This window comes from Rhodococcus sp. 4CII (assembly GCF_014256275.1).
GTDB classification, from domain to species: domain Bacteria; phylum Actinomycetota; class Actinomycetes; order Mycobacteriales; family Mycobacteriaceae; genus Rhodococcus_F; species Rhodococcus_F wratislaviensis_A.
Genome location: NZ_JACCFE010000002.1, coordinates 2480938 through 2503856, shown reverse-complemented (window position 1 = coordinate 2503856; position 22919 = coordinate 2480938). Strand labels below are relative to the sequence as shown.

At 68.4% G+C, this 22919-nt stretch carries 21 protein-coding genes and 1 pseudogene; 14 read left to right on the top strand and 8 right to left on the bottom strand.

Translation table 11 applies throughout. The features are described from left to right. Positions 1 to 300: 300 nt before the first annotated feature. The 8 genes from H0B43_RS12135 to H0B43_RS12100 all read left to right on the top strand — a co-directional run bounded on the left by H0B43_RS12135 (position 301) and on the right by H0B43_RS12100 (position 9164). Complete coding sequence (locus H0B43_RS12135) at positions 301 to 1317, top strand: LacI family DNA-binding transcriptional regulator (protein WP_185727663.1); 1017 nt, start codon at positions 301 to 303, stop codon at positions 1315 to 1317. Then, positions 1318 to 2322, top strand: coding sequence for a 2-hydroxyacid dehydrogenase (locus H0B43_RS12130; RefSeq protein WP_185727664.1), 1005 nt, complete (start codon positions 1318 to 1320; stop codon positions 2320 to 2322). Next, positions 2319 to 3536, top strand: coding sequence for a D-mannonate dehydratase ManD (gene manD / locus H0B43_RS12125; RefSeq protein ID WP_185727665.1), 1218 nt, complete (start codon positions 2319 to 2321; stop codon positions 3534 to 3536). Before H0B43_RS12130 ends, manD begins: the two co-directional genes overlap by 4 nt. A 5-nt stretch (positions 3537 to 3541) precedes the next feature. Continuing rightward, entirely contained in the window at positions 3542 to 5059 is a 1518-nt protein-coding gene (locus tag H0B43_RS12120; RefSeq protein WP_185727666.1) for a mannitol dehydrogenase family protein, read from the top strand. A 70-nt stretch (positions 5060 to 5129) separates the two neighbouring features. Beyond that, the gene (locus tag H0B43_RS12115; protein ID WP_185727667.1) at positions 5130 to 6509 is read left to right on the top strand and encodes an MFS transporter; all 1380 of its coding nucleotides are present in this window, start codon (positions 5130 to 5132) and stop codon (positions 6507 to 6509) included. Continuing rightward, the gene (locus H0B43_RS12110) at positions 6506 to 7120 is read left to right on the top strand and encodes a bifunctional 4-hydroxy-2-oxoglutarate aldolase/2-dehydro-3-deoxy-phosphogluconate aldolase (protein ID WP_185727668.1); all 615 of its coding nucleotides are present in this window, start codon (positions 6506 to 6508) and stop codon (positions 7118 to 7120) included. The genes H0B43_RS12115 and H0B43_RS12110 overlap by 4 nt, the downstream gene beginning before the upstream one ends. After that, entirely contained in the window at positions 7120 to 8058 is a 939-nt protein-coding gene (locus tag H0B43_RS12105) for a sugar kinase (protein WP_185727669.1), read from the top strand. Before H0B43_RS12110 ends, H0B43_RS12105 begins: the two co-directional genes overlap by 1 nt. A 35-nt stretch (positions 8059 to 8093) precedes the next feature. Continuing rightward, on the top strand, positions 8094 to 9164 hold the full coding sequence (locus H0B43_RS12100; protein WP_185727670.1) for an L-idonate 5-dehydrogenase: 1071 nt from the start codon (positions 8094 to 8096) through the stop codon (positions 9162 to 9164). 94 nt (positions 9165 to 9258) lie between these two features. On the opposite strand, the gene H0B43_RS12095 is transcribed toward H0B43_RS12100, so the two are convergent. The 6 genes from H0B43_RS12095 to H0B43_RS12070 are packed head-to-tail and all read right to left on the bottom strand — an operon-like array spanning position 9259 to position 14541. Then, positions 9259 to 10023 (bottom strand): HpcH/HpaI aldolase/citrate lyase family protein, encoded by a 765-nt coding sequence (locus tag H0B43_RS12095; RefSeq protein ID WP_185727671.1) that lies wholly within the window; start codon positions 10021 to 10023, stop codon positions 9259 to 9261. Positions 10024 to 10037: 14 nt separating this feature from the next. After that, positions 10038 to 10994 (bottom strand): aldo/keto reductase, encoded by a 957-nt coding sequence (locus tag H0B43_RS12090; protein ID WP_185727672.1) that lies wholly within the window; start codon positions 10992 to 10994, stop codon positions 10038 to 10040. Further along, positions 10994 to 11851 carry an ATP-binding cassette domain-containing protein gene (locus H0B43_RS12085; protein ID WP_185727673.1) on the bottom strand — a complete coding sequence of 286 codons (858 nt, stop codon included), beginning with the start codon at positions 11849 to 11851 and terminating at the stop codon, positions 10994 to 10996. The genes H0B43_RS12090 and H0B43_RS12085 overlap by 1 nt, the downstream gene beginning before the upstream one ends. Continuing rightward, on the bottom strand, positions 11848 to 12663 hold the full coding sequence (locus H0B43_RS12080; protein WP_185730004.1) for an ABC transporter ATP-binding protein: 816 nt from the start codon (positions 12661 to 12663) through the stop codon (positions 11848 to 11850). Before H0B43_RS12080 ends, H0B43_RS12085 begins: the two co-directional genes overlap by 4 nt. A gap of 1 nt (position 12664) precedes the next feature. Continuing rightward, positions 12665 to 13609, bottom strand: coding sequence for an ABC transporter permease (locus H0B43_RS12075; protein ID WP_185727674.1), 945 nt, complete (start codon positions 13607 to 13609; stop codon positions 12665 to 12667). Beyond that, positions 13606 to 14541 (bottom strand): ABC transporter permease, encoded by a 936-nt coding sequence (locus H0B43_RS12070; protein ID WP_185730005.1) that lies wholly within the window; start codon positions 14539 to 14541, stop codon positions 13606 to 13608. Before H0B43_RS12070 ends, H0B43_RS12075 begins: the two co-directional genes overlap by 4 nt. 310 nt (positions 14542 to 14851) lie before the next feature. Between H0B43_RS12070 and H0B43_RS12065 the strand changes: the two are divergent. The 6 genes and pseudogenes from H0B43_RS12065 to H0B43_RS12045 all read left to right on the top strand — a co-directional run. Further along, a pseudogene (locus H0B43_RS12065) lies at positions 14852 to 15835 on the top strand (ABC transporter substrate-binding protein); the annotation flags it as partial. After that, on the top strand, positions 15822 to 16517 hold the full coding sequence (locus H0B43_RS43105) for an ABC transporter substrate-binding protein (RefSeq protein WP_397517473.1): 696 nt from the start codon (positions 15822 to 15824) through the stop codon (positions 16515 to 16517). The pseudogene H0B43_RS12065 and the gene H0B43_RS43105, both read left to right, overlap by 14 nt. Before the next feature lie 52 nt (positions 16518 to 16569). Next, positions 16570 to 17799, top strand: a complete 1230-nt coding sequence (locus H0B43_RS12060; protein ID WP_185727675.1) for an exo-alpha-sialidase — start codon at positions 16570 to 16572, stop codon at positions 17797 to 17799. 26 nt (positions 17800 to 17825) lie between these two features. Next, entirely contained in the window at positions 17826 to 18485 is a 660-nt protein-coding gene (locus H0B43_RS12055) for an SDR family oxidoreductase (protein WP_312033807.1), read from the top strand. Positions 18486 to 18561: 76 nt separating this feature from the next. Continuing rightward, positions 18562 to 20790, top strand: a complete 2229-nt coding sequence (pdxA, locus tag H0B43_RS12050; protein ID WP_185727677.1) for a 4-hydroxythreonine-4-phosphate dehydrogenase PdxA — start codon at positions 18562 to 18564, stop codon at positions 20788 to 20790. Between the two features lie 11 nt (positions 20791 to 20801). Next, a complete protein-coding gene (locus H0B43_RS12045; RefSeq protein ID WP_185727678.1) occupies positions 20802 to 21569 on the top strand; it encodes a DeoR/GlpR family DNA-binding transcription regulator in 768 nt (255 codons plus the stop codon). A 19-nt stretch (positions 21570 to 21588) separates the two neighbouring features. Here H0B43_RS12045 and H0B43_RS12040 read toward each other — a convergent pair whose 3' ends face one another. Beyond that, positions 21589 to 22089, bottom strand: coding sequence for a hypothetical protein (locus H0B43_RS12040; RefSeq protein ID WP_185727679.1), 501 nt, complete (start codon positions 22087 to 22089; stop codon positions 21589 to 21591). Between the two features lie 38 nt (positions 22090 to 22127). Then, positions 22128 to 22919 (bottom strand): DUF6390 family protein, encoded by a 792-nt coding sequence (locus H0B43_RS12035; protein WP_185730006.1) that lies wholly within the window; start codon positions 22917 to 22919, stop codon positions 22128 to 22130.

Below are 22919 nucleotides of genomic sequence, written 5' to 3'. Positions count from 1 at the left end.
GGGTTTGCTCACCGGCCCAGTGGGGTCGGTCGTCGCGGGCTACTCGAACTGGACCGACCACGACATCCAGATATCGGAATCGCCCTCGGCGATCCAAACCATCAAGTTTCGGCTGCAAGCGCTGGTGTGGAGTCCGGGAGTATCCGTCACGACCCCTTGCCGTGAGCGGCCTACTCCTCCTACGTCTGATAGAGGCTCGGCACACTCGTTGCCGCAAAGCTTGCGCAATATATTGACAATCTTGCGCAAGCTGTGGATAGTTGTGTCGTCAGTCACAACGAGCAGCGAGGCGGTAGCACCGTGGCACCCACCTTGACCGAGGTCGCACGCCGTGCGGGGGTATCCCTGTCCACCGCGTCGCGGGCGTTCAGTGCCCCGGACCGGATCGGACCGGACACGCTCGCGCGGATCATTGCGGTCGCCGACGAGATCGGCTACCGGGCGGCGTCACCGACACGCAACGATGCGGTGAGGGCGACCGCCACCACCGTCGCGGTCGTGGTGCCCGACATCGGACACACGGTGTTCGCGAGCTTCGTGAAGGCGGCGCAGGCTCAGGGGTGGCACCGACGCCAGACGGTGCTCCTCACCGACACCGACGGCAGCGCCGACCGTGAGCGTGAGGTTCTCGGCGAGTTGCAGGGTCGCGTCGACGCGCTCGTGGTCTGCGCTCCACGGCTTCCCGCATCGGACATCGTGCAGCTCGCCGGCGACACCCCCTTGGTGCTGGTCAACCGCTCCTCACCCGAATGTGACTGCATCGTTGCCGATTCCGAGGACGGCATTCGCCAGACCATCGACTACCTCGTCGCCCTCGGGCACGAACACCTCGCCTACGTCCAGGGGTCACCCCAGTCGTGGTCCAACCAACGGCGTGTCGCCGCGGTCGAGGAGTTCTGCGCGGCGCGTGACGTGCAGCTGAGCCTGCTCGGCTGGCAGCAGGAAACCCTCGCGGGTGGGCACGCCGCCGCCGCCAGCGTGATCGCCACCGGAGCCAGTGCGGTGATGACGCACAACGATCCGATGGCGATCGGCGTCATGAACGGCGCACGGGCCATGGGCTTCTCGGTTCCGGACGACCTCAGCGTCGTCGGCATCGACGATTCGCCGCTTGCCGAACTCGCCAACCCTGCTCTGACGAGCGTCAACGTCCCGATGGCACGAGCCGGCGTGCTGAGCCTGGATCTGGTGTTCCAGCGCGCGAACGAGCCGGACTCCGATATCCGAGAAATCCACCTCCCCACTCAACTGGTCGTCCGTGCTTCGGCCGGACCGGCGCACGATCGGGTGTTTCGCCCCGGAAGAGAGAACCGCTAGATGAAGATCATTGTTGCCGACCGCAACCTGATTCCGCACCGATCCCGGCTCGAGGCCGCGGTTCCACCCGATGCGCGGCTGTCCTGGCACGACGGCTTCGACGAAGCGGCCCTGGCCGAGGACCTGCGCGACGCCGACGTCTATGTCGGGGGAAGGTTCACACCGTCGATGGCGTCGTCCGCGGAGAGGCTGCGTCTCGTCCACGTCGCCGGTGCAGGGACGGACAACATCGCGTTCGATGCCCTCGCGCCGGACACGCTGGTGGCAAACACCTTCCATCACGAGCAGTCGATCGCGGAATACGTCGCGGCGGCCGCGGTGATGCTCCGTCGCGGTGTTCTGGCCCAGGACGAGGCGCTGCGGGGCGGCGTCTGGGCCACCTCGGTGTATGACGACCGCCTCACCCAATCGAATTCCCTGCAGGCTGCGCGGGTGGGCTTCGTGGGGTTCGGGCACATCGGTGCGACCACCTGGAAACTGTTCCGCGCGTTCGGCGCGACGGGTTCGGCTGTAACCGGCCGCGGCAACGTCGACGCCGCGATTGCGGGGTTGGAGTGGGCCGCCGACGCGTCCCAACTCGATCGCTTGATGCGCGACTCCGACGTGGTCGTCGTGTCCGCACCGCTCGACGACCGAACACGGGGCATGATCGGCGCCGAAGAATTGCGCGCACTCGGCAGCGACGGCGTGCTGATCAACGTCGGGCGCGGACCGCTCGTCCAGGAGCAGGCGCTGTTCGACGCACTGTCCTCGTCGACCATCGCGGCTGCGGCCATCGACGTCTGGTACGACTACCCCGATACCGACGGTCGCGGGACGCCCAGCGCCCTGCCGTTCTCCGAGCTTCCCAACATCCTGATGACACCGCACTCTTCCGGAGTGTCGCGACAGACTTTCCTCGGCCGCGTCGACGACATCGCCGGCAACATCACTCGACTGTCCCGCGGCGAGCAACTGCGCAACGTCGTCGCTCCTGCCGTCGGCTCGAAAGGAACACGAGCATGACCGACAAGATCATCTCTGCGGACGTGCTGGTCTGCAGTCCCACCCGCAACTTCGTCACCCTCAAGATCACCACCGCGGACGGCGTCGTCGGATACGGCGACGCCACGCTCAACGGCCGCGAGCTGTCGGTCGCGTCGTATCTTCGAGATCATGTCGCTCCCTTGCTGATCGGGCGTGACGCGACGCGAATCGAGGACACCTGGCAGTACCTCTACCGCGGCGTGTACTGGCGCCGCGGACCGGTCACGATGGCCGCGATCGGCGCCGTCGACGTCGCCCTCTGGGACATCAAGGGCAAGACCCTGGGACAGCCCGTCTACCAGTTGCTCGGTGGCGCGGTCCGTGACCGCATCCTGTCCTACACCCACGCCACCGGATGGGACGTGCCCGCGCTGCTCGACTCCGTCGACGCCACGCGGGAGAAGGGTTTTCAGGCAATCCGCGTGCAGTCCGGTGTTCCCGGACTGGATTCGGTGTACGGCGTGCACAAGGGGGCGGCCGGTTACGAGCCCGCGAGCCGCGGCGCCCTCCCGGTCGAAGAGGTGTGGGACACCGACGCCTACCTCAACCATGTTCCCGGAGTGCTCGAGGCGGTCCGCGAGCACGTCGGTCCCGACCTCAAGTTACTGCACGACGCCCACCACCGACTCACCCCGCAGCAGGCGGCGCGCCTCGGCAAGTCCCTCGAACCCGTGAACCTGTTCTGGCTCGAGGATGTCACCCCGGCCGAGAACCAGGATGCGTTGCGGCTGGTGCGGAACCACACGACGACCCCGCTGGCAATCGGCGAGGTGTTCAACACCATCTGGGATTGCCAGCACCTGATCACCGAGCAGCTGATCGACTTCATCCGCGTCGCCATCGTCCACGCCGGTGGAATCAGTCACGTGCGCAAGATCTTCGCGCTTGCCGAGGTGTACCAGGTGCGGGGCGGACCGCACGGTCCGTCGGACGTCTCGCCGATTTCCCTGGGCGCGAGCCTGCATCTCGGACTGGCGACGCCGAACTTCGGAATCCAGGAATACATGGGCTACGACCCGCTGGTCAGCGAGGTCTTCCCGCACGCATGGTCGTTCTCGGACGGACACCTGACCCCGGGTGCCGCACCGGGTGTCGGCGTGACGATGAACGAGGAACTGGCCGCGAAGTATCCCTACGAACAGGCCTACCTCCCGGTCGCCCGTCGCCGCGACGGCTCGATCACGGATTGGTGACGAGCATGACCGAACCGACGCTGTCCCGCGTGAGTGTTCCCGCAGCGGCGCTGATCCACCGGCGGGTGCCGGAAGGCACCGGGATCGTCCATCTGGGGCTCGGCAACTTCCACCGTGCCCACCAGGCCGTCTACACCGCGCTGGCGATGGAACGCGACCCCGGACCCTGGGGCATCCTCGGGGTGGCCAGCAGGTCGGGCACCGTCGCCGCGGCCATGCAGGTGCAGGACCTGCTCTACAGCGTGGTCGAGATCTCGCCCGAAGGCTCTCGGGTCACGGTTCCCGGCTCCCATTCCGGAACTCTGGTGGCCGACCGGAATCCGGAGGCCGTCGTCGACGCGATCGCCGATCCGGCGACGAAGATCGTCACGATCACCGTGACGGAACACGGGTACACCGTGTCGCCCGAGACCGGCGCGCTCGACCTCGACTCCGACGCCGTCCGGCGTGATCTCGCGGAGGTCTTGACGCCGCGCACCACGATCGGGCAGATCGCCCGGGGGCTGACGCTGCGAGCAGGAACGCACGGCACCCCGATCACCATTCTGAGCTGCGACAACCTGCTGTCGAACGGTCGCCAGACCGAACGGCTGGTGCGCGAGTTCGTCGGCACCTTCGCGGAGCCGCTCCGCGACGACGTGCTGGCCTGGATGGACGCGGCCGTCACGTTCCCCAACTCGATGGTGGACCGCATCGTGCCGTCCGGTTCGGACCGATACAACGAGGCAGCCCTGGCACACCTCGGTGTGCGGGACACCATCGCCGTTCCCGCCGAGCCGTTCACCATGTGGGTCATGGAGGAGCGTTTCGCCGCCGGCCGTCCCACCTGGGAGCACGGTGGGGCACTGTTCGCCGACGACGTGGAGCCCTACGAGTTGATGAAGGTACGCCTGCTCAACGGGACGCACTCGCTGATCGCCTACCTCGGAGCCCTCGACGGGCACGCCACCATCCCGGAGTCGGTGTCCCAGTCGTTCATCGCGGACGCGGCACACCGCATTCTCCACGACGAGTACCTGCCTACCGTGACCGTCCCCGACGCGGTCGACACGGACGACTACGTCCGGCAGCTCTTCTCGCGATGGTCCAATACCGCACTGGGACATCGGACCTCGCAGGTAGGATCCGACGGATCGGTCAAGCTGGCCCAGCGTGTCCCGATCCCGGCACTCGAACACCTCGGTCGCGGCGACGTCCCCCAGCACCTCGCGTTGACGGTGGCCGCGTACCTCTGCTGCATCGCACCGCTGCCCGGCTTCGACCCCGGCACCCACGCACACGACATGACCGACCCCGCTCGACCGCGCCTGGCAGGAATGGCTCACCACGCCGCTTCCACAACAGAATTCGTTCGCTCCGTCTTCCGCGACGGCGCAGTGTTCCCCAGCACTCTCGCATCGCACGCCGAGTTCGTCTCGCGGATCGCCGACTTCGTCGACATCATCGTCCGCCACGGGCCGGCGGTCGCCGCCGGCGAGGCAGCGGGCCTCATCTCCGATCTCGAGGCGACGCACTCGCTGTAGTGCCGAGCGGCGATCCGACACTCTCACCCCTGTACCCGGTACATTCCGGGAACCACCAATGGAGGAATCCATGGACACTACAATCGACCCCACGGTGAACCCGAAATCCCACGACCGCGCAGGCGGAGCGCCCCAGGCAGACCCGGCCGCGGTCCGCCGGGCGGCCTGGGCGGGGCTCATCGGAACCACCCTCGAGCAGTACGATTTCGTCATCTACGGCACCGCGTCGGCGCTGATCTTCAACACCCTGTTCTTCCCGAACATCTCTCCCGCGGCGGGAATTCTCGCGAGCTTCAGTGCGTATGCGGTCGGATTCCTCGCCCGTCCGCTCGGCGGCCTGTTCTTCTCCCGCTACGGCGATCGCCTCGGCCGCAAGTGGGTACTCGTCGCGACACTGATGTTGATGGGCGGAGCGACGCTCGCGATCGGTCTCCTGCCCACCTACAGTCAGGTCGGCCTCCTCGCACCCGCACTCCTCGTCGCCTGCCGGTTCCTCCAGGGATTCGGCGCGGGGGCCGAACAGTCTGGTGGTGCAACACTTCTCACCGAGACAGCGCAGATCGGCAGGCGCGGCAGACTCGCCGCCCTGGTGATGACCGGAGCGGCGCTGGGCACAGCGCTCGGCGCAGTGGCCTGGATCGGCGCGCAACTTCTCCCCGAAGAGCAACTGATGTCCTGGGGGTGGCGTCTCGTCTTCATCAGCAGTCTGTTCGTGACGGTCGCCGCGTTCGTCATTCGTCGCAAGCTGACCGAGAGCCCGGTGTTCCAGGAACTCAAGGAGCAGCACCAGGCACCGAAGACCCCGGTCAAGGAGATCTTCGCGAACGGCAAGAAGCCACTGTTCATCGTCATGTTCATGACGATCGGCATCAGCGCGCAGTCTTACACCTACCAGGTCTTCATGGCGTCGTACCTCAAAAATGACGTGCACGTCGATCCGACGTTCATCCCCAAGGTGCTCCTGATCGGGGCCGTCTGCGGCGGAATCGCGGCGTACGGCTTCGGTAGACTGTCCGATCGGGTGGGCCGCAAGCCGGTGTACATCTCGATCGTGATCGCCCTCATCATCCTGCCCGTGCCGACCTTCCTGGCCTTGAACACCGGCTCACATCTCTTGATCACGATGGCGATGATCGTCGGATTCATCCTGGCCTGCCAGGGTGCGGTCGGCGTCACCATGAGCTACTTCCCGGAGATCTTCGGCGCCCGCTACCGCTACGCCGGCGTCACTCTCGGACGTGAATTCGCCTCGATCTTCGGCGGCGGAGTCGCACCACTGATCTGTGCCGCCCTCGTCACCGCCTTCTCCGGTTCCTGGATTCCCGTGGCGGTCTACATGATCGTGATGGCCGTGACCGTTCTGATCGCCTCGACGATGGCACCGGAAACTCGCGACCGCGACCTCACGCTGGCAGCCAACGCCACCGACCGTGAGGTGACGGCAGCATGACCCCCTCCGTCATCGCGGTTCTGCGCGCGGCGCACGCCGACCTGTACGCGCCTGTGGTGAATGTACTCGCCGAGAACGGCGTGCGCGCCGTCGAGCTGACGATGAGCACCCCGGGAACCCTCGAGTCCCTCGGCGCGATCCGAGAGTTCGCACCCGACGACGTCGAGATCGGCGTCGGAACGATCACCACCGTCGACCAGGCGCACACGGCCCTCGACCGGGGTGCCGACTTCCTCGTGACCCCGACGACCAACCTCGACGTCATCGCCACCGCCGTCCGCGCGGGAATCCCCATCTACCCGGGCGGACTCACCCCGACCGAATTGTGGAGCGGATGGAACGCGGGCGCGACCGCCGTGAAGCTGTTCCCGGCGTCCGTGGTGGGACCCGAGTACATCGCGCACCTGCGGGGGCCGTTCCCCGACATCCAGGTCGTTCCCTCGGGTGGGGTGGGTATCGAGGACGTGCCGGCGTGGATCGCGGCCGGGGCGGCTGCGGTCAGCCTCGGTGGTCCCCTGATCGGGGACGCACTCCGCGGCGGAGACCTCGGGCAGCTCGCGGAACGCTGCCGGCGCCTCGGCGACGTCGTTGCCGAACTGGCGGTCGTGTGATGACGGTGCTGACCTTCGGCGAGACGATGGCTCTCACCCGCGCGGTGGACACCGGTGCGCTCGCCCACACATCGGCACTCCACCTGGGAATCGGTGGCGCGGAATCGAACTTCGCGATCGCACTGCGGCGGCTCGGTGCCGACGTCACCTGGATCGGCCGCGTCGGCCGGGACAGCCTGGGCGACCTGATCGAACGTGAACTCCGGGCCGAAGGTATCACCGTCGACATCGTCCGCGACCCGGATGCGCCGACCGGGCTGATGGTGAAGGAACGGCGAACCGCCACGGCGACCCGCGTCTGGTACTACCGGGCCGGCAGTGCCGGATCGCGGCTCACTACGTCGGACGTCGCGGACGACCGCCTGCGGTCGGCGTCGCTGCTGCACGTCACCGGCATCACGCCCGCCCTCTCCGACACAGCCCGGAAGACCACCCTGCACTGCGTCGAACAGGCACGCGCACTGGGCATTCCGGTGTCGTTCGACCTCAACTACCGCCGTGCGCTGTGGTCGCCGGCGGACGCGGGTCCCGTCTTCCGTGAGCTGATCGAACTGGCAGACATCGTCTTCGCGGGTGTGGACGAGGCCGCGATCGCTGTGGGCGAGGGGACGCCCGCCGAACTCGCCGCCCGCATCTGCGATCTCGGCCCCACCGAGAGTGTCCTGAAACTGGGCGAGCAGGGATGCCTGGCCCTCATCGACGGAGAAACGTTGTCACTGCCCGCAGTGCCGGTGACCGTGGTCGACTCCGTCGGCGCCGGAGACGGTTTCGTCGCCGGCTACATCGCGGAGCGGCTCGCTGGAAAGTTACCCCTCGACCGGCTGAGGACCGCGGTGACGGTCGGGGCATTTGCTTGCGCCGTCTCCGGTGACTGGGAGGGCATGCCCCGACGAGACGAACTCGGCCTCCTCACCACCGCCGAGCCCGTCACCCGATGACACGCTCCGATCTCCGACAGAACTGGACTTCACCGATGAACACCACCCAGACCACCGGCACGCAGACCGCAGAGGTTCCGACGCACGCGCAGGCGGTCGTCGCCCACGGCGCGAACGACCTGCGCGTCGAGGACGTGCCGATCGCGGCACCGAAGCCGGACGAAGCGGTGATCCGGATCGCCTATGGCGGAATCTGCGGGTCCGATCTGCACTATTGGCAGCACGGCGCGGCGGGTGAGTCGATTCTTCGCGCACCGATGCGGCTGGGACACGAGGCGTCGGGCACCGTTCTGGTCGCTGCGACGGACGGAAGCGGACCCGCCGTCGGCACTTCCGTCACGATTCACCCCGCGACACCCGGCGGGGACAGCACCACGTACCCGGCGGATCGCCCCAACATTTCGCCTGGCTGCACGTATCTGGGCAGTGCGGCACATTTCCCGCACGCGGACGGCTTGTTCGTCAGCCACGTCGCCGTCCCGGCCCGCATGCTGCGTGTCCTCCCAGCCGGACTCGACCTCCGCCTCGCTTCGCTGGCCGAGCCGGCGAGCGTGGCCTGGCATGCTGTCGCGCGGGCAGGGAACGTGAAGGGCCGGTCGGTCCTGGTCATCGGGGCGGGACCCATCGGCGCGCTCGTGGTCGCGGTACTGAAGAGAGCGGGTGCCGGACAGATTACGGCGGTGGACATGCACGAGTACCCGCTGACCATCGCGCGTGAAGTCGGCGCGGACCGGACACTCACCGCCACCGACGCCGACGCGATCGCGGCGGTGGCGGCAGATGTCACCATCGAATGCTCCGGCAACCATCGCGGTCTGACGTCGGCGATCCACGGGACGGCACGCGGCGGCAGCGTCGTCATGGTCGGATTGCTTCCGTCCGGAGATCAGCCGGTACCCGTGTCGATTGCAATCACCCGGGAACTGGACCTGGTCGGCTCGTTCCGGTTCAACGACGAGATCGACGAGGTCGTGGCCGCGCTCGCCGACCGCTCGCTGGTGGTCGATCCGATCGTCACGGCCGAGTACGGCGTCGCGGATGCGCTCACCGCTTTCGCACTGGCCAAGGATGCGTCCTCGTCGAGCAAGGTCCTCCTCCGGTTCTGACCCGCACACGTGTGCCACAGGTGCACGAGTAGGTGCGCCGCCCGCATCACCGGGACGGGCGATGCGGACGGCGCGTGGACCGTTGGTGACCGATCTACTCCCCGGCGGCCGCTTTGAGATGCGCGGCGGAGACGGCCTTGAGGTGGGTGAGGTCGGAGGCGACGGTGGCGAAGGTGTAACCCTCGGCGAGGCGCCGCGCCGCGACGGATCCGTCGGGGGTGTGGATGCCCGCCGCGATGCCGGCTGCGGCGGCGGCTTCCCGGACCCGGACGAGGGCCGCCTCGAATTCGTCGTCGACGCTCAGATCGTTCGGGTGGGCGCCGCCGACGGCGAGGCGCAGGTCGGACGGTCCGACGTAGACGCCGTCGAGTCCGGGGACGGCGCAGATCTCCTCGACGTTCGCGAGGCCTTGCGGGGTCTCGATCATCACGACGAGCACCGTGTCGCGGTTGGCGTCCGCCGGTGTCGGGCCGATCCGCAGTTGGGAGCGCATCGGCCCGTACGAGCGGATTCCGGCCGGCGGGTAGGTGGCCGACGCGACGGCGTGGGCCGCTTCCTCGGCCGTGTTCACGAGCGGAACGATCACTCCCGCCGCACCGGCGTCGAGCGCTCGGCCGATCGGGGTCGGATCGTTCGACTCCACGCGGACCATTCCCACGGAGGAACCGGACGCGTCGATCGCGGTGAGCCCCGCGACCATCCCGGAGTACCCGATCAGGCCGTGCTGGAGGTCGAGGGCGATGTAGTCCCAGCCGACGTGGGCGAGCCATTCCGTCGAGACCGGACTGTCGATGACGGCCCAGTAGCCGACGATCCGTTCCCGGCCGCGGAGTCGGGCGGCAAATTCCTGGGCGCTCATGAGGGGAGTTACTCCTAGCGGTTGTAGTTGGGCATGGGTCCGCGCAGGGCGCTGCCCACTTCATCGCACGCGTCGATCAGTTCGTCGTCGAGTCTGCCCTTCGCGACGGCGGCGATGTTCGACTGCAGGTGCGCGACCTTCGATCCGCCGAGGAGGATGGGGCCCGCGGCGGGCTTGGACACCAGCCAGCGGAGAGCGAGTTCGGTGAGGGGGATGCCGGCCTTGTCCGCGATCACGGACAGCTGTTGGATGGCGTCGAAGATCGCGGTGTTCCAGTACCGCTCCTTGTACATCTGCGCGAGCCGCGAATCACCGAAACGACCGTCGGCGGGCTTCGCGTCGAACGAGTGCCGTCCGGTGAGCAGACCGCCACCGAGCGGGTTGTAGACCATCGTGATCAGGCCGGTGACCGCCGCGAACTCGACGTACTCCTCCTCGATCCGTCGGGCCAAGAGGTTGTAGAGCTGCTGTGCCACGATCGGCCGGGGTGCGCCGACGGCGTCGGCGGTGTGATTCACCTCCGCGATCTGCCAGGCGGCGAAATTGGAGACACCGAGGGCGCGAATCTTGCCTTCCGACACCAGGTCCGCGACGGTGGACAAGGTGTCGGCGAGCGGTGTTGCCCGGTCGGGCTGATGGAGATGGAAAAGGTCGACGTAATCGGTGTCCAGCCTCTTCAGGCTCGCCTCGACGCTCGACCGGAGGCCCGCGGGCGAGAGCGGGGAATTGTCGCCCGCGTCCGGGTGGGGCATCCCCGCCTTGGTGGCGAGGGTGACACGGTCGCGCCGGCCGGCCAGCAGCCGGGCGAGGATCCGTTCGGATTCGCCGCCGGCGTAGCCGTTGGCGGTGTCGATGTGGGTGATTCCGGCATCGAGCGCGGCGTCGACCATCGCTGCGGCACCGTCGAAGTCGACGGTGTCACCGAAGGTCATCGTGCCGAGCACGAATGAGGTCAGGTCGAGTTCGGGCATCAAGCTACTCCTCGGGACGCGGTGCGGTGAACCTCGGTCGCGCCGGACAGGCGTGAGACGAGGTGACGGGGTTTGATCCCGACCATGGTGGTGGGATCGAGCGCGGCGGCGCGCAGGGCCTGGGTGTACGGCTCGGCGGGGCGTTCGAGAACGTCGGTGGTGGAACCGCTTTCGACCACCCGCCCGCGTGACATGACGATCACGGTGTCGCTGATCTCGCGGACCACGCCGAGGTTGTGGGAGATGAAGACGTAGGTCAGACCGGTGTCCTGCTGGATTTCGCGGAGGAGGTCGAGGACCTGCGCCTGCACCGACACGTCCAGCGCGCTGGTGGCCTCGTCGCACACGAGCAGTTCCGGGTCGCTGGCCAGGGCGCGGGCGATGCCGATGCGTTGCCGCTGACCGCCGGAGAACTCGGCGGGCCGGCGATGGAGCGCGGACGCGGGCAGGCCGACCCGGTCGATCAGCGCCGCCGCCCTGCGGGCCCGCTCGGATTTGCTCCGGACGCCCTGCAGGCGCAGCGGTTCGCCCACGATGTCGACGGCCGTCAGATGCGGATCGAGCGACCCGTACGGATCCTGGAAGACCATCTGCACGCGAGAACGGAAGGGGCGCAGCGCCTTCTCCGAGAGTTGTGCGATGTCGGTCCCGTCCACCAGGATGCGGCCGGACGTGGGGGTGAGCAGCCGGACGATCGACTTCGCGATGGTCGACTTGCCGCAGCCGGATTCCCCGACCACGGCCAGCGTCGCCCCCTTGTCCACCGAGAAGCTGACGGTGTCGACCGCGCGGAACACCCCGTCGGTCACCGGGTATTCGACGACGAGATCTTCGACGGACAGCAGAGGTGCTTTCATGTCGACGCTCCTACGGTCGTGGTGTAGTCGCCGAGCCGGGGGACGGCGTCGAGCAGCTTCTTGGTGTAGGCGCTGCCGGGATGGCGGACCAGGTCTTCGGCGTCACCGTTCTCGACGAACCGGCCGTCCTTCATGACGTAGATGCGGTCGGACATCAGCCGGGCGACACCGAGGTCGTGGGTGATGACGAGCATGCCGACGCCGGTGCGCTCCTGCAGTTCGAGGAGCAGGTCGAGGATGCTCGCCTGCACGGTGACGTCGAGGGCGCTGGTGGGTTCGTCGGCGACGATCAGTTCCGGGCTCGACGCCAGCGAGCAGGCGATCAGCACACGCTGCAGCATCCCGCCGGACAGTTGGTGCGGGTACTTCCCGAGTTGTCCTGCCGGGTCCTGGATCCGCACCTGCTCGAGAAGTTCCACGGCCCGCGCGGTCTCTTTCGCCCGGCCGGTGATGCCGCTGTGGCGGACGGCCTCCCGCAACTGGGATCCGATGGTGTGCACCGGACTCAACGCGGTCATCGGATCCTGGGGGATCAGGGCGATGTGCCGTCCCCGGACCTTGGCGAGCGCCTTCGGTTTTCCGAGGAGGTCGCAGTCCTTGAACCGCACCGCACCCGAGAGGACGGCGAGGTCGTCGGCGAGCAGACCGAGAATGCCCATCGCGGTGGTCGATTTGCCCGAGCCGGATTCGCCGATGATCGTCACCGTTTCGCCGGCGTCGATGGAGAAGGACACACCGTCGACGGCGCGGATGACACCGCGCGCGGTGATGAGTTCGATCTGCAGTTCGTCGACCCTCAGGAGGTTGTCCATGTCAGGCACGTCCCTTCCGCGTCCGAAGTTTGTGCAACACACTCGGTTGCAGGCGCACCGACTTCGGCCGATCGCGGAGCCCGTCGCCGAGCAGGTTCACCCCGATCACGAGGACCACGATGACGAGACCGGGAAGAGTGACGAGCCACCAGGAGGTGGTGATGTAGTCCTGGCCGTCGGAGATGATCCGGCCCCAGGTGGCGAACGGGCGTTGCGGCCCGGCCCCCAGGTAGCTCAGCGCGCTCTCGAGAAGAACGGCCTGGGCGAGCAGCAACAGCACGACGAGCGACGCCTGCTTGATGACGTTGGGGACGACGTGGCGCAACAGGATGGCGGTACGTCCGAGCCCGAGCACCCGGGACGCCGCCACATACGGTTTCTCGCGTTCGACGAGGACGAGCGAGCGTGTCAGCCGGGCGATCTCCGGCCACTGGGCGATCGCGATGACGAAGGTGATGACCGGGATCGACGGGCCGAACAGGGCCACGACGAGCAGCAGCATCATGAGGAGCGGCAGCGACAGCTGGGCCTCGAGCAGCCTGCTCACGACGGTGTCGGTCCAGCCGCCGAGATACCCGGCGAGGGCCCCCAAGCACAGTCCGATCAGCCCGGACACGACGACCGCGAGGATGCCGATCGTCAGCGACACCTGACCGCCGTAGAGGACGCGGGAGAGCAGGTCGCGGCCGAGTTGATCGGTGCCGAACAGGTGCCCGTCCGTCAGCGGCGGAAGCCGGCGCTGGGAGAGGTCGGTGGCGTCCGGCGACGGAAGCGGAAGCAGTTGCGCCAGTGCGACGGGGGCGATGACGGCGAGCGCGCAGATGCTGCCCACCCAGATCTTCACGCGACTGTCGCGGGCCCGGCGGGTGGCGCCGGCCCTGGCGATGTCCCGGGCGGTGACGGCGCTCGGCCGCGCCTGTGCCGGGGGAGCGATGACGGTGGTCATTTGTTCGTTCCCTTTCCGAGTCGGACGCGCGGGTCGAGCAGCGGGTAGCAGAGATCGACGACGAGCTGCACGAGGACGGCGAGCACCGCGGTCACCAGAACGGTGGCCTGGATGAGCGGGTAGTCCCGGGTCTCGAGCGCCCGCACCACCAGCGATCCGACGCCCGGCCACGCGAAGACGACCTCGACCACGACGACACCGTTGAGCATGGACGCGAACCGCGTGCCAAGCGCGGTCAGCACCGGGATCGCCGAGTTCCGCAGGGCGTACCGCCAGATCAGTTCGCGCTCCGAGACGCCCCGGGCGCGGGCGACGGTCATGTACGGCGAGGCGAACGCGCCGACCATTTCGCGGCGCACCATGCGGGAGATGAGGGCGATCTGCAGCACCGCCACGGTCACCGTCGGCAGCACGAGGCTCGACCAGGTCGTGAAGCCGGCGGCGGGAAACACCGGGATCAGGACGGCGAACAGGGTGATGAGCATGAGGCCGGTCCAGAAGTCGGGCATGGACTGACCGGCGATCGTGACGACGTTGGCACCGAGCTCGCGTCTCGTGTCGGCGCGGCGGGCCATCCACACGCCGAGCGGAATGGACACCAGGGTGGTGAGCACGATCGCCGAGACGGCGAGGGTGATCGTGTAGGGGAGCCGGGCGATGACGACGTCGAAGGCGGGCGCCTGGAACGAGTACGACGTCCCGAGATCGAGGTGGAGCAGGCCGCGCAGATACAGCAAATACTGGGTGAACACGGATTGGTCGAGGCCCATGTCCGCTCGGATGCGGGCGAGATCGTCGGTGGTGGCCAGCGGCCCGGCCATCGAGTAGGCGGGGTCGCCGGGCGCCATCCGGATGAGGACGAACACGGTGGTCAGGGTCAGGAAGACGGCCAGCGCGCTCTGTCCGAGGCGTTTTGCGACGTAGCGGGGCATGGCCGCCGTCAGCACTCTCGGGACATGGGAGGTCCGGGTCCGGCGGGGCGCCGAGGAGGCCGAGCCCGGGGGCTGGGCTGCAAATGCCGTGTCGGCGGCGTGCTGCGTCATTCGGTCACCGGCCGTTCGGTGTCTGCGTGAGGGGTCATCGTCGACCTTTCGATAACGCCGGCGATGGGAGGTATCGACACCGCGGCGTGTCGGGTACAGCAGCTTCGTTTGTAACTCAGCTCACAATCGCACTAATGCGCGTTGTGCGCAAGTCTCGACCTCATCTTGCGCATCTCAAGCAACTCTGAGTAGAGTTCGGATGTGCCGGCGATCACATCGCGTGGTGGGCAACCATCTCGCGCCGTACCGGATCGCCGCGCCCCACACCCTGAGTCCCGAGAGGTCGACGATGACCAATTCTCTTTTCGAACAGCGTTTTTCGAGGAGAACGCTGCTCCGGTCGGGTCTGCTCCTCGGTGCCGGCCTCACGCTCGGATCCGCCGCTGGATGCGCGACCCCGACCGGAACGCCCGGACCGAGGACCGTGAGCCTGGCCCTGAACCGATCGCTCGTGAGCCTCGACAACAAACTGAACCAGTTCGATGCCGCACTCACCGTGCAGCGCGGCGTGCGGCAGGCACTCACCGAGATCGATCGGAACCTGCGGCCCCAGCTGGTCCTGGCCGATCGCTTCGAACTCGTCTCGCCCACCCAGTGGTTCGTGCACCTGCGTCCCGGAATCCGCTATTCGGACGGCAGCCCGGTCCAGGTCCGGGACGTCGCGACGGCCCTGCAGATGTACAGCCAGGTCGACGGATCCTTCGTCGGCGGGTTCTTCCCCGAATGGCCCACGGTCGGCCAGATCGACGACACCAGCTTCACGCTGAACACCGAGCGCCCCGTCCCGGTACTCGACTACCTCATGTCGAACATCCTCGTCACCCCGGCGGCCGCGAACGTCCCCGAAGAGCTGCAGTCCGGCGTGGGGACCGGACCGTACGTCGTGACGGAAAGCGACCGCGGCACCGGAAACTACACCCTGGTCCGCAACGAGAACTACTGGGGAACGCCGGCCCAGATCGAATCGGTGCGCGTCCGCTTCGTGCCCGACGAATCGAACCGGGTGGTGACGTTGCGCAGCGGCGAGGTCGACGTCATCGACTCCATCACCCCGGATGCCGCCGATCAGCTCGCCGGACTGTCGGGTGTCTCGATCGACCGGATCGACGGAGTGCGGCTGAACCAGCTGTTCTTCAATTTCCGGAAACCGCAGGGGCACCCGCTGGCCGATGCGCGGGTGCGTCGGGCCCTCACCTACGCCATCGACGGACACGCCCTCAGCCGACCAGGTTCTCCAGGGCTCCGCCACCCCCTCGCGCGGGGTCATCCCCCTCACTCTCGACGGCGCCGTCGAGACCGGCGAGTACACCTACGACCCGGCTCGGGCCCGCGGCGAACTCGACGCCCTCGGGGTCCGCGACCTCGAGCTGAAGATCATCTGGGAGACCGGCGAATTCGCCGCCGACACCGACATCATGGAATCGGTGCTGCAGATGCTGTCCGCGGTCGGCGTGCGCACGAGTCTGCAGCAGTTCGAGCCCGGCGGCGACATCTCGCAGTGGCGTCAGGGCAAGGCCGGTGACTGGGACGTGCTCGGCAACGGCTTCCCCAGCCCGACGGGTCTGGCCCTCACCATCATGCAGGGCATGTACGCGGGCACCGCGGAGAAGGAAGCGACGCGGGACACCTACCACGGGTACATCTTTCCCGAGATCACCCGAATCATCACCCAGGCGTCCGAGGAGGCCGACGCCGCCCGGCGTGCCGCACTCCTCGCGGATGCGCAACGGCAGATCTGGGACACGTGCCCGTGCCTGTGGTCGTTCGTCCCGAAGGCCGTTCTCGCGCGGCGCTCGCGGATCGACGGCGTCGGGCTGCGCCCCACCAACTCCTACGACCTGAGCGTCGCGACGCTGCACGCCTGACCGTGCCCGCACCGACAGCTCGCCCCGCCCACCCGACGCACTGGAGACGCAGATGACCACACCGAGTCCCGCAACCGACACCCGATCCGCCGACGGCGTCGTACGTCCCGCCGCCGAGAGTGGCCGCCGCGACGCTCTGCTTCCCGCTCCGCAGGTGCAGAATCACGCCGCCAATCTCACGGTCCTGCCGGACGGATCCCTCGCCTGTGTGTGGTTCGCCGGCACCCAGGAGGGGGTGCCGGACATCAGCGTCTGGTTCTCCCGGCTCGCGCAGGGCGCGGACACCTGGTCGGAACCCGTGCAGCTGTCCCATGATCCGACGAGGTCGGAGCAGAATCCCGTTCTCCACGTCGCGAAGTCGGGGGCGGTCTGGTTGCTGTGGACGTCGCAGCACGCCGGCAACCAGGACACGGCGCGGGTGATGCGGCGCATCTCCGCCGACGGCGGCCGAACGTGGGGGGAGGCGCACACGCTGCTGCCGGAGACCGAGGCCGGGGGCGTGTTCGTCCGCCAACCGGTGACCGCGCTCCCGTCCGGGCGGCTCCTGCTCCCGGTGTTCCACTGCGTCCGCCTCGAGGGCCGCAAGTGGGTGGGCGATCGCGACTACAGCAGCGTGATGATCTCCGACGACGACGGCGACTCCTGGCGGGAGGTGGTCGTGCCGGGCAGCGTCGGCTGTGTGCACATGAACATCGGCCGCCTCTCCGACGGCACGCTCGTGGCCCTGTACCGCAGCCGCTGGGCGGATTCGATCTACCGCAGCACCTCCACCGATGACGGCGACACCTGGACCGCGCCGGTGGCCACCGAACTTCCCAACAACAACTCGTCCGTCCAGTTCGTCGTCCTGCCCGGCGACCGGCTCGCCCTGGTGTTCAACGAGTCCAGCGCCGCCGACGCCACCGCGCGGCGGACGTCCCTCTACGACGAGATCGACGACGACGGACTCGCCGACGCGGTGCCCGCCGCCGCGGACGCGGAACCGGAACCCCTCGACGACGGCGACAGCCGCAGCGCGTTCTGGGGCGCACCCCGCGCGCCGATGACGCTGGCGATCTCCGACGACGGCGGCCGGACGTGGCCGCTCCGCCGGGACCTCGAAACCGGGGACGGCTACTGCCTGTCCAACAACTCCCGCGACGGCCTGAACCGCGAGTACTCGTACCCCAGCATCACCACCGGGAACGACGGCCGCCTGCACGTGGCGTTCACCCGGTTTCGTCAGGCGATCGAATACGTCGAACTCGAAGCGGGCTGGATTGCCGACGGGGGCCGGTCGTGACCCCGGGCGGACCGAAGAGGGCGCTCGTGACCGGGGTCAGCTCCGGCATCGGCGCCGCCGCCGCGCACCGGCTTCTGGACGACGGATGGTCGGTCATCGGGTTCAGCCGCCGCGACCCCGGCATCGAGCACGACCGATTCGACTGGGTGCCCGTCGACCTCGGCGATCTCGACGCGGTGGCCGAGCAGGCGACGGCGGTCGGTGCGGTGGACGCCGTCGTGCACGCCGCCGGCCTGCAGTCGTCCGCGCCCCTGGGGAAACTGCGAGTGGAGGACGGCCTGGACATGTGGCGAATCCACGTCGCGGCCGCCGAGGTTCTCGTCGACGCGCTCGCGCCGTCGATGCGCAACGGCGGCCGGGTGGTCCTGGTCGGGAGCCGCACGATGTCGGGAGCGGCGGGCAAGAGCCAGTACGCCGCCACCAAATCGGCCCTGGTGGGGATGTCCCGGTCCTGGGCCGCCGAGTTGGTGGACCGGGCGATCACGGTCAACGTGGTCGCGCCGGGCCCGACGGACACTCCGATGCTGAAGGATCCGGCACGCACGTCGACCCCGCCGAAGGTTCCGCCGCTCGGTCGCTTCATCGCGCCGGACGAGGTGGCGGGGCTGATCGGCTTCCTCCTCGGACCGCACGGCGGGAGCATCACGGGCCAGGCGATCGTGCAGTGCGCGGGAGCGTCCCTGTGAACGCGCTGCGCGTAACGCGCAATTATGTTAGCATTAGATGCACGAAACGCGCACCTAATCGGGCAAAGGCGGCACCATGAGACCGAAATCGATCGGATCCGATCCGACCGTCGCGGTCCTCGCCGACGACCTGTCCGGCGCGGCCGAAGTGGCGAGCGCCTTCCTCGGCCGGAGCGCGGCCGTCTCGCTGCTTCTCGGCGCCGCCGAGGCTCACGAACCGGGCGGGGTCGTCGTCGCGGATCTCGACACTCGGTCGATGAGCGGGGCGGAGGCGGCGCGGACGACACGGCACGCACTCGCCGGCATTCCCGCCGGCACGCTCGTGGTGAAGAAGATCGACTCGCTCCTACGTGGCAACATCGGCGCCGAGGTGGGAATCCTTGCCGAGACCGGCCTGGTGGTTTTCGCAGCCGGCCTTCCTGCAGTCGACCGGACCGTGCGCGGCGGCACCGTGCACCTCGGTTCGACACCGCTCCACGCCGCCGGCGCCTGGTCGGCGGAATCCACGCCGCCCCCGGAGTCGATCGCGGCACTCTTCCCGGGCCGACCCACCCGGAACGTGCCCCGCGGTGCCGATGTCGCCGAGGCGCTGGCCCGCGCAGCGTCCGACGGCGCCGTCGCGATCTGCGACGTCGAGACGGACGCCGACCTCGATTCGATAGTCCTGGCCTGCCGCGCGTTTCCCGGGGTGCGACTGGTCGGGACGTCCGCCCTCGCCGCCGCCGTGGCGCGCACGCTGCCCCGTCGCGACGTTCCCGCCCCGGCGACCACCCACCCCGAATCCGTGCTCACCGTCGTCGGGACGGCGGAACCCGTTGCCGTGCAACAGGTGGCCGCACTCGTCGCCGACGGAGCCCGGCACGTGCCCGTCGACGCCCGGGCGCTTCTGCTCGGCGCCGTCGACACCGCGCCCGTGCGCCGCGCACTCGACAGCGGCCAGGCCGTGGTGACGGTGACCGGTGACGTGGGCCCGTCGAACGCCCGGAGTCTGTCGGCGGCGCTGGGCAGGCTCGTCGCCGCCGTGCAACACGGCCGTCGATCCGATCTCGTGCTCACCGGCGGGGAGACGGCGCGGGCCGTCGTCGACGCGCTCGGGATCACGTCCCTTCGGCCCGTCCACGAAGTCCACCACGGCGCCGTCGCCTCCGTGGCGTCCGACGGACGGCGAGTCGTCACCAGACCCGGCAGCTTCGGCGACGCCACCAGCCTCTCCGCGATCGCGGCCTACCTGCGCGGCGGTCAGCGGCCCACCCCCACTCCCACACAGCGAGGACCTCACATGAGCGCGTCAACCGATACCGCCAACCTTCCCGCCGTCGCCGTCACCATGGGCGACGGTGCCGGAATCGGCCCCGAGGTGATCGTCCCCGCACTGCTGGACGAGGCCACCCGGTCCTGGTGCAACCCCGTCGTCGTCGGCGACGCCAAGCGGTTGCGTCTTGCGGCGAACGTCCTCGGCATCGACGCCGACATCGTGACCGTCGAGTCGATCGCGGACGCCGAGTCGGTGCCCGGACGCGTCAACGTCATCGATCTCGACCTCCTGCCCGACGACCTGCCGTGGGGCGAACTGTCGCCGATTGCCGGTCACGCCGCGTACGAGTACATCCGCGTCGCCAGCGAACTGGCCGTGCGCGGGGAGGTCCAGGCGATCTGCACCGCCCCGCTCAACAAGGAAGCGCTGCACGCCGCAGGCCACATCTTCCCGGGGCACACGGAACTCCTCGCGCATCTCACCGGCACCGAGGAGGTGTCGATGATGCTGTCGACGCCGAAACTCAAGGTGATCCATGTGACCACCCACATCGGTTTGCTCGACGCCGTCGCCAAGATCGAACCCGGCCTGGTCGAAAGGACCATCCGGCGGGGGCACGAGGCGCTGGTGCGATCCGGGATCGCGGAACCGAAGATCGGGGTGTGCGGCATCAACCCGCACGCCGGCGAGCACGGACTGTTCGGCTACGGCGAGGAAGAGCAGAAGATCATTCCCGCGGTCGAGGTGCTGAAGGCGGACGGCATCGACGTCCACGGTCCGTTGCCCGCGGACACGGCGTTCTTCCTCGCGGGACGCGGCGACTACGACCTCATCGTCGCGATGTATCACGACCAGGGGCACGGGCCGGTGAAGGTCCTCGGCATCGAGGCGGGCGTCAACATCACGGTGGGACTGCCCGTCATCCGGACGTCCGTCGACCACGGCACCGCCTTCGACATCGCGGGCAAGGGTATTGCGGAGGCCGGTAGTATGGTCGAAGCTCTTCGTCAGGCTGCCGAATTGGCAACCAGCACAGCGGTTGTGAAGTAGGGGGACGAGACATGGCGGTTCGTGAGTCGGAAGCACGCCGGTCCGAGATCGTGCGACTGGCCCGGTCGATCGGGCTGGCCAGCGTCGAGGACCTGTCGGCGCAGTTCGGTGTCACGGCCTCCACCATCCGGCGGGACCTGAGCCAGCTCACGTCTCAGGGGCTGATCGCCCGAACGTACGGCGGTGCGATCGCGCTCGACCCTCAGCAGGAGTCGTCACTCCGCCAGCGTGCCCTCGAGGGTTTCGACGCGAAGCGGGCGATCGCGGAATGGGCCGCGAACCAGGTGCGCCCGGGTGAGACGATCCTCCTCGACGCCGGCACCACCGTGGGCGCGATGGGGGAGTTCCTGCGCGAGATCGAGAACATCACCGTCATCGCGGCCGGTCTCACGGCCCTCGAGTCGCTCGCCGACGCCGACTCCGTGCGTGTCGAGTGCATCGGCGGCACCCTCCGCCACCTCAGCCAGGGGTTCGTCGGCCCGTTGGCCGAGGCCGCACTCCAGCGCGTCACCTTCGACCGCGCGTTCCTCGGGGCAGACGCCGTCACCGCGGATCTGGGCATCTGCGAGGCCGAACTGGAACAGACCCGCCTCAAGGAGATCATGATCGAACGCGCCGACGAGGTGTACGTGCTCGCGCACGCGGCCAAACTCGGACGCCGCCCGTTCCATGCGTGGGCGCCGATCCCGCCGGGAACGACGATCGTCACCGACGACTCGGCCGAGCACGACCAGACGGCACCCTTCGATTCCGCCGGAATGCGGGTCGTGCGAGTCTGAGGCAGCCCCGGACTCGGAGTTACCGCTTGTCCTTCTTCGCCTGCCGGCGTGCGCCTTCGGCGATGGTGGAGGCTTCGTACTTCTTGCGGCCGGAGGATTTCCGGGTGGCGTCGACGCGTGCCTTACCGGACGACGCGACCTTGCCGTTACCGTCGCCGAGTTCGCTGAAGGAGGGGGCATCGCTGCGCGCGCGGGCGAGTCGCTCGCCCTTCAGATCCCGGGCGCTGGCGCGGGCCGCCGTCGCCAACTGGCGGCTCACCCGGCTCAGTGCCGCCTCGAAGACCTCGGCCTTGTCGGCGTTGCGCACGTTGGCCGCCTTCCCGGCTCCACGCGCACCCTTGTTTTCGACCTTCGCCGCGCCTTCCTGGCGGTACAGCTTGACGTGCTTGTTCCGGGCGCGGCGAATGCGGGTGTGCAGCTTGATCAGCGCGTCCTCGTCGAGATCGGCCATCTGCGCCTTCTTGGTCTCACGAATCAGCACGAACTCGTCCTCGGACAGGGAGTTCAGAATTTTGTTCATGTCGGCTCCGATCCGGCCACTCAGGCCGTGAGTTGTAGTCATGGTAACTGAGAAACATTCGCGCCGGTCCGTTTCGGAGTGGCTGGGGACACCTCCCCGACAAGCCGCTGATTGGTCTGTGCAAGTTGCCATTCCGTCTGCCTGCGTAGCCTGCCGACCCGATCGGCGTCGAGGCGGTCGCACACGAAATCCCAGTGCAGCGCGACGTGGTCGCCGACCGTCAGGCCGGCGACGAAAGCCCCTTCGGGCACGCGGTAGTCGGCCGGGTCGTCCTGCTCGGGCCCGAGGGACAGCCGGGTACCGTCCCACTGCAGTCGCCGGGACCGGACCACGGCACGATCGTGATCGAGACCCACCACCTCACCCCAGCGGATGCGGCACGAGTCGAGAACCTGCAGCGGCTGAGGCATTCCGGTGTGCAGCAACCGCGACCACGGATACACCGCGAACACGTGAAAGTTGTGGGTGGGCGCCGCCTCCCCGAGCAGGTCCTCCGTGAGGTGCTTCCAGTACTGGCCGGCCTGCGACGCGAGGCGGGCGAGTAGTTGGACGCCGAATTCGGCGCGGTCGATGCGGTCGGAGAGCTCGTCCGCGGTCCAGTAGGCACGAACGACGCTCTCGTCCAAGGGGTCCGGGATCCCGGCCAGTCGCGCGATCACCTCCTGGTACGGCCACGCGCCGCTGAACTGCTTCGCCAAACACACCACGTCGGTGTCCGGCGCCCCACCGCACGCGACCGCCTGCAGTCGCTCCGAACCGGGAGGGCCGCAGTAGCCCAGGGCGTTCGGGGCGTGCGCGTACTGCGCGAACACGCGGTGCCCTGACGGCAT

Excerpts from the sequence above, each read along its gene's own strand:
- H0B43_RS12035 (WP_185730006.1), bottom strand. The coding sequence starts at position 22,919 with ATGCCGTCAGGGCACCGCGTGTTCGCGCAGTACGCGCACGCCCCGAAC.
- H0B43_RS12045 (WP_185727678.1), top strand. The coding sequence starts at position 20,802 with ATGGCGGTTCGTGAGTCGGAAGCACGCCGGTCCGAGATCGTGCGACTG.
- H0B43_RS12130 (WP_185727664.1), top strand. The coding sequence starts at position 1,318 with ATGAAGATCATTGTTGCCGACCGCAACCTGATTCCGCACCGATCCCGG.
- H0B43_RS12075 (WP_185727674.1), bottom strand. The coding sequence starts at position 13,609 with ATGACCACCGTCATCGCTCCCCCGGCACAGGCGCGGCCGAGCGCCGTC.
- H0B43_RS12105 (WP_185727669.1), top strand. The coding sequence starts at position 7,120 with ATGACGGTGCTGACCTTCGGCGAGACGATGGCTCTCACCCGCGCGGTG.
- H0B43_RS12100 (WP_185727670.1), top strand. The coding sequence starts at position 8,094 with ATGAACACCACCCAGACCACCGGCACGCAGACCGCAGAGGTTCCGACG.
- H0B43_RS12070 (WP_185730005.1), bottom strand. The coding sequence starts at position 14,541 with ATGCCCCGCTACGTCGCAAAACGCCTCGGACAGAGCGCGCTGGCCGTC.
- H0B43_RS12095 (WP_185727671.1), bottom strand. The coding sequence starts at position 10,023 with ATGAGCGCCCAGGAATTTGCCGCCCGACTCCGCGGCCGGGAACGGATC.
- H0B43_RS12080 (WP_185730004.1), bottom strand. The coding sequence starts at position 12,663 with ATGGACAACCTCCTGAGGGTCGACGAACTGCAGATCGAACTCATCACC.
- H0B43_RS12110 (WP_185727668.1), top strand. The coding sequence starts at position 6,506 with ATGACCCCCTCCGTCATCGCGGTTCTGCGCGCGGCGCACGCCGACCTG.
- H0B43_RS12115 (WP_185727667.1), top strand. The coding sequence starts at position 5,130 with ATGGACACTACAATCGACCCCACGGTGAACCCGAAATCCCACGACCGC.
- H0B43_RS12085 (WP_185727673.1), bottom strand. The coding sequence starts at position 11,851 with ATGAAAGCACCTCTGCTGTCCGTCGAAGATCTCGTCGTCGAATACCCG.
- pdxA (WP_185727677.1), top strand. The coding sequence starts at position 18,562 with ATGAGACCGAAATCGATCGGATCCGATCCGACCGTCGCGGTCCTCGCC.
- H0B43_RS12060 (WP_185727675.1), top strand. The coding sequence starts at position 16,570 with ATGACCACACCGAGTCCCGCAACCGACACCCGATCCGCCGACGGCGTC.
- H0B43_RS12090 (WP_185727672.1), bottom strand. The coding sequence starts at position 10,994 with ATGCCCGAACTCGACCTGACCTCATTCGTGCTCGGCACGATGACCTTC.
- manD (WP_185727665.1), top strand. The coding sequence starts at position 2,319 with ATGACCGACAAGATCATCTCTGCGGACGTGCTGGTCTGCAGTCCCACC.
- H0B43_RS43105 (WP_397517473.1), top strand. The coding sequence starts at position 15,822 with ATGCGCGGGTGCGTCGGGCCCTCACCTACGCCATCGACGGACACGCCC.
- H0B43_RS12040 (WP_185727679.1), bottom strand. The coding sequence starts at position 22,089 with ATGAACAAAATTCTGAACTCCCTGTCCGAGGACGAGTTCGTGCTGATT.
- H0B43_RS12120 (WP_185727666.1), top strand. The coding sequence starts at position 3,542 with ATGACCGAACCGACGCTGTCCCGCGTGAGTGTTCCCGCAGCGGCGCTG.